6 protein-coding genes and 1 pseudogene are annotated in these 5,616 nt (G+C 56.8%); 3 read left to right on the top strand and 4 right to left on the bottom strand.

Features of this window, described 5'->3' with window-relative positions:
- The 4 genes and pseudogenes from BUB78_RS21635 to BUB78_RS19620 all read right to left on the bottom strand — a co-directional run.
- A pseudogene (locus tag BUB78_RS21635) lies at positions 1-103 on the bottom strand (IS110 family transposase); the annotation flags it as partial.
- Between the two features lie 178 nt (positions 104-281).
- Positions 282-767, bottom strand: coding sequence for a flavodoxin family protein (locus tag BUB78_RS19630; protein ID WP_073201077.1), 486 nt, complete (start codon positions 765-767; stop codon positions 282-284).
- Positions 768-892: 125 nt separating this feature from the next.
- Positions 893-1,075, bottom strand: coding sequence for a hypothetical protein (locus tag BUB78_RS19625; protein WP_073201075.1), 183 nt, complete (start codon positions 1,073-1,075; stop codon positions 893-895).
- A 326-nt stretch (positions 1,076-1,401) separates the two neighbouring features.
- Complete coding sequence (locus tag BUB78_RS19620; RefSeq protein WP_170865126.1) at positions 1,402-2,046, bottom strand: NYN domain-containing protein; 645 nt, start codon at positions 2,044-2,046, stop codon at positions 1,402-1,404.
- 384 nt (positions 2,047-2,430) lie between these two features.
- Here BUB78_RS19620 and BUB78_RS21030 point away from each other — a divergent pair, with 384 nt between their 5' ends.
- From BUB78_RS21030 to BUB78_RS19610, 3 genes are all read left to right on the top strand, one after another.
- Positions 2,431-2,760, top strand: coding sequence for a hypothetical protein (locus tag BUB78_RS21030; protein WP_220084055.1), 330 nt, complete (start codon positions 2,431-2,433; stop codon positions 2,758-2,760).
- Positions 2,717-4,102 carry an IS1182 family transposase gene (locus BUB78_RS19615; protein WP_073201072.1) on the top strand — a complete coding sequence of 462 codons (1,386 nt, stop codon included), beginning with the start codon at positions 2,717-2,719 and terminating at the stop codon, positions 4,100-4,102. Before BUB78_RS21030 ends, BUB78_RS19615 begins: the two co-directional genes overlap by 44 nt.
- A 139-nt stretch (positions 4,103-4,241) precedes the next feature.
- The gene (locus tag BUB78_RS19610) at positions 4,242-5,255 is read left to right on the top strand and encodes an IS110 family RNA-guided transposase (protein WP_073201069.1); all 1,014 of its coding nucleotides are present in this window, start codon (positions 4,242-4,244) and stop codon (positions 5,253-5,255) included.
- The last annotated feature ends 361 nt before the right edge of the window (positions 5,256-5,616 follow it).

Here is a 5,616-nt window from a genome sequence, read left to right as displayed (position 1 = left end):
CCAGAGCACTTGCTCTATAGCGCTCACCCTTTGTCAGCACGGCCCACGCGATCCTCGCCAGTTTGTTTGCCATCGCCACTGCGGCGACGTTGACAGCGTTCCGGCCAGCTTTGCGAACCGCCGCGTCAGCCTGCATGTCTCCCCCGAACGGCAGGTCATCGTGGCGGAAGGCCAAACCGTTTGCACCCATGACCGCATCATCGAGCGGTCGCACCACAACCCGTTAAGCACGGCAAAGGTGTTTCAGCATCTGTGAGCGATCTGAATGCACCCACATCCAGTCAAAACACGCCCATACTCAGCCCTGCACCCATCGCCGTGCCAAGGTCTCGACAAAGGGCTAGCTGTTCTTCGGCGATATTTTTCTCGGCCAGGATGTCCTCGGGTTTCTGGGCATGGGTGCAAATAATCAACGGAGGCTGCACTTCCTTGAGCCGCCAACCTTGGGCAATCCGCGCAGTTTGACGAGCAGCGTTTTCCCCATCCGAACCGGCACATATCATCTGCGCGTATGGGTGCCCCTCGATACGCCCAAGGACCGGATAATAGCTCCGGTCAAAGAAATCCTTCATCATGCCTGCAATCGCTGCAAGGTTTTCAGGGGAGCAAAAGATGAAACCGTCTGCACGCAGAAGATCCTGGGGCCCGGCCTCTTCCGCAGTTTTTAAAATAGTTGTCACTTCTTCGCATGCCGCTGAATAAGCCGCTCCGGCCATCTGCCTGCTGCCACCCGTCCTGGAATGATAAACGATCAGAAGCTGCGCCATCGCATATTATTCTAGGGCATCTGTCGGCGTTTGCCAAATAGCTTCGACCCCAAGCGTCCAGTATGTCCGAGCACGCCCGGCGAACCCACACCATCGGCGGGTTTCAGGCAAAGTGGGTCTGCAGGTTAGCTTTGATTTGCGCCCTTCAACTGACGGATGGCCGATCTGATGGACAACCAGACCTGTGCTTGGTCTTTGTTTCCAGATGCCTCTTGCTCCTTTTGATGCCGCGCGGCTTCAAGCTCGGCTTTGTCACCGTGCGCGCTGTACAGCGCTTGAGCGTATTCGCTGACTTTCATCATATCCATATTTCATACTCCGTTTGTGGGGCTGCATTCGATCCAGCGCGCCCCTAACTCACGCATGAGACTGATAGTTCATTTGTATCACATCCCGCCGGAAAATTCGAGGTGCGGTATCTGACAGTCAAAGACTTCCTCGCGCTAACCAAGGTGGGGAATGCGAACCCTCTGTTGCATCGCCGGGGACCGTGCCAAACCCGGTAAACACTGCAAACTTGGGGGATTACCCATCGAGAATGCGTTTTAGAGTTATGAGAGCCCGGCGAAGGCTTGGCTCGGATCAAGGACCACCGGGCTTTTTATGTCGGCGATGAGGTGATGGTGGAGCGGATCTAGCTCTGCGATCCAATCCAGCGCACCTTGGCGTTCGGACCTTTCGGACCAAAGGCAAAGAGCTCGGGGCGTTTTGTCAGGTAGGCCCGCCAAGTCTTGTCCGGGTGGGCGCTGATCTTGGTGCCGAATTCGCGCATCGGGCCGTTCAGGCCAACAATTGGAATTCCATTGGTATCCCCATTTTCAAGGATTACCTGACGGAGTCGTATGTCCATCGCACTCAAAGCGTTGGCCGCTGGCGTCTTTGGCACTTGATCCTTTGAAACGGCTTCAATCTCAATGAACTGGCTGCACGCTGCCCGAAAGACCTCCGGAGTTTTCGGCTCGCCCAGCCCAATCACTCGAAAATGGCGTTCGCGAAGATGATGGGCCAGATGGCTAAAATCCCCGTCTGAGGTTATAATAACAAGGGTTCCGATGCCGCCCACATGGGACAGATGCACCGCGTCGATCGACAAACGAATGTCGGCTGAGTTTTTCCCGCGCACGGTATGCACAAGACGAAAGCCAGGTGTCTCCGCCCAGGTCGCGACTTGTGCGGCGTCACCATAAACGCGGCGCACGGCGGCTTTTTCGGCTCCGCCCACCCCGCACAATATTTCAGCTGCCGGGATGGTGTTGACGTTTTCACCGTCAACCAGCACTGCGCACACCTGCGCTCACCGGATGGATCACTCCCAAATCATCGTGCAATCTGCTCATTTTGGCCCCTTCAATCGGAAGCAATCAGCCGAAACTCCCCAAGTCGAACGCCTCTTCTGGCACACTGGCGCTGTTCTAGGCACAGATCAAGTCTTCCGGCCAAGCTGTGCTGCTGGTCGGGCGTCGGCTGTACGACGTGAGCACGAGTTTTGGCCGCGGTGATCGCCATGGCGTGGATATGAAAATCTGACCTAGGCCGGAGCAGCTGCACTGGCGGTTCCAACCCCATCCCATCAACGGGTCTCGAGTAAGTCAGCCCGCTTGCCCATGGGCTGCTGGCGGAACCGGAAAAAGTGACAATAAATCCGGTATCAGGGGCGCGCCAGGTGGGTTTTGTCGATAAGTCGGTTTTGTCAGGAAGGGCGGATTTTGTTGAAGAACTCCGGTGGCTCAAAATCGCACGCGAATTTCAGGATCTGGTTCCGCCAAGGGGCACCTTGGCAAACAAGATTTCCAAAATCAGGCATTGGCGGGAAGAAATTCTGCCGATTTGGCCCGTACGGTTCGGGCATCGAGTTTTTCCACACAATCCGCGAATTCTGTTGAAAAACTCTTCCTTGATCGAGGCGTGCATCACTGATTCAATTCCCATATTAATCGGGGGATTTTGCGATGTTGGGACCGAGGCAGGAAGCACAGGCGGCGCTGTTTTATGAGTTCTCGCTGAACGATCACGTTCCACAAGATCATCTTCTGCGTTCGATTGACCGGTTCGTCGATCTGAGCGACATCCGCCAGTATCTGTCCGAGTTTTACAGCCACACAGGCCGCCCATCGATTGATCCTGAGCTGCTGATCCGGATGCTTTTGGTGGGCTATTGCTTCGGTATCAGGTCAGAGCGCCGGTTGTGCGAAGAGGTGCATTTGAACTTGGCGTATCGCTGGTTTTGTCGCCTCGATCTGTCTGATCCAATACCCGACCATTCGACCTTCTCAAAGAACCGGCATGGGCGCTTCCGTGAGAGCGCTTTGCTTCGCCACTTGTTTGAAAAGACCGTCGCGCGCTGCATCGCTGACGGTTTGGTGAGTGGGCAACGGCTTGCGGCAGATGCCAGCTTAATCGAAGCTGACGCCAACAAACAGAACTCTACGCCAAAGGAAGACTGGGACCGCAGCGCCATTGATCCAACTGATGCGCCACGCGCCGTTCGCGAATATCTCAACGTGCTGGATGACGCTGCCTTTGGTGCAGCATCTGAGGTTGAGCCCAAGTTCACATCCCATTCTGACCCCTCCAGCCAATGGACGGCGGCACGTAAAGGCCCAGCATTCTTTGCCTATTCCACCAACTATCTGATCGATACCGATCACAGTGTGATCGTCGACATCGAAGGAACGAGGTCAATCCGGCAGGCTGAAGCAGGCTCTGTGCGCACCATGTTGGATAGGATCAAGCACCGGCATGATTTGGATCCCGAACGCCTCATTGCAGATAGTGCCTATGGGTCAGGGCCGATGCCGGGCTGGCTCGTTGACCGTAAAATCAACCCCCACATTCCGGTGCTCGACAAAGCCGGGCGGACAGACGGAACATGGTCTCGCGTCGACTTCGAGCGGGACCCAGAGAACAACCAATACATCTGCCCGGAAGGCGAGCCGCTGAAGCAGTTCCGCAGGAACTATTCCGACCCCAATCGCGGTCCCAGCGGTAAAGGTGTCGCCAAGTATCAGGCGTTGAAACATACTTGTCAGGCCTGCCCATCAAAAATGCAGTGCTGCCCGAATGCAGAGGCCCGGAAGATCACCCGCGAAGAACATGAAGACGCCCGCCAGGTTGCCCGCGATATCGCGAAGGCCAAACAGTATGCCGTATCGATGCGACTTCGAAAGAAGGTCGAGATGCTCTTTGCCCACCTCAAACGCATCCTCGGCCTGGGTCGCCTCCGATTACGAGGTCCATGCGGCGCAAACGACGAATTTCTCCTCGCCGCAACCGCCCAAAACCTCCGCAAACTGGCCAAGATCTTTCCTGCACCGCAGCAAGCGCGCAAAGCCTGATCAGAAGAGCGCTTGCGCCGCCTCCAAAGTTACAATTTCTGCGCTAGCAACACGGTGTTTTTCCACATGGAGCAATCCCTATCTGTCTCTGCCAGGCCGCCGGTATAATGGACCGGCAACAACAGAGAGGAACTGACGGATGGAATATTATGCTGGTTTGGATGTCTCGATGGAAGAGACGCACATTTGTGTCCTTGATCGTGAAGGCGCACTGGTACGGGAGGGCAAAACGCGGTCGTCACCTGCCATGATCGCGACCTTTCTCGCAGATGGACCGCCTTGTGAACAGGTCATCTTCGAAACGGGCAGGATGGCGCCAATGCTCTATCACGGGCTGGTCGAGCAGGGCGTTCCGGTCCAGTGCGTTGAGAGCAGGCAGGCGTATCAGGCGCTGAAGTCTCTGGCGGGGCACAAGACAGATCGCAATGATGCCCGCGGCCTGGCGCATCTCGCACGCACAGGATTCTACAAACTGACACACGTCAAATCCTTGTCGGCCCATGCGATCCGTTCCCTGATTGCAGCCCGCAAGAAGCTGGTCGGCCAGCGCGTCACCATCGACAATCAGATCCGGGGACTGGTCGTCGTGTTCGGCGTTCGGTTGCCGCGCGCCTTGTCGCCGGCCTTCAAGGACGCGGCGCTGAAGATCAGCGATGGCGTGCCGGGTCTTCATGCTGCGCTTTGCGGGCTCTTTGCCGCACGCGAAGCCATCCTCACGGCGGTTGCGGCAATCGATGCCGACATGAAACGAATGGCCCGCGCGTCCAGGGTTTGTGCGCGCCTGATGACAGTGCCCGGTGTTGGCCCGATCACAGCCCTGGCTTTCGCGGCCGCAATTGACGAACCCTCGCGGTTCAGGAGATCGCGTGACGTCGGCGCCTACCTGGGGCTCGTTCCCCGACGGTATCAATCCGGTGAGATCGATTACAGCGGCAGCATCCCGAAGCGGGGCGATATCAGGGTTCGCACCCTTCTTTACGAGGCCGCCAACGTGATGCTGACGAGATGTGCTGGCACTCTCAAGCTCAAGACATGGGCATTGGCCATCGGGGCGCGCTCGACAATGAGGAAAGCCAGAGTCGCACTGGCCAGGCGTCTGGCCATCGTCATGCATGCGATGATGCGTGACGGGACCGAGTTCCAGATCGCATAACGGAGATCACGATAACAAACGCGAGGCTTCCTATACCAGAGCTCCCATCCGGGACGACGTCCGAGGGAGGGCGTGAGACACGGCGACGATTCTGTAGCAACAGCCGGAACCAACGGCACGATTGCGGTTCCCACCTTGCCGACACACACCCAGCCCACCCCATCATGAACCATCGAGTTCGAAGAGAACAAAGGCAACCTCAGACGCGAAAAAGAAGGAAGCTCAGAAAACGAGCATTGACAGATTAGAGAACAGAACCGGCGGATAGCTGATGGGGTGGATGGCTCCTGCTCCAATCGGCGTCGCAATGCGCCATACTGCAGATGTCCATATCTGCGTATAGGAGGAGCCACCCAATGCA

The sequence above is a fragment of the Roseovarius marisflavi genome (genome assembly GCF_900142625.1).
Taxonomy (GTDB): Bacteria; Pseudomonadota; Alphaproteobacteria; order Rhodobacterales; family Rhodobacteraceae; genus Roseovarius; species Roseovarius marisflavi.
Note: the sequence above shows the minus strand (reverse complement) of the source record. Positions and strands in the feature narration are given on the sequence as shown.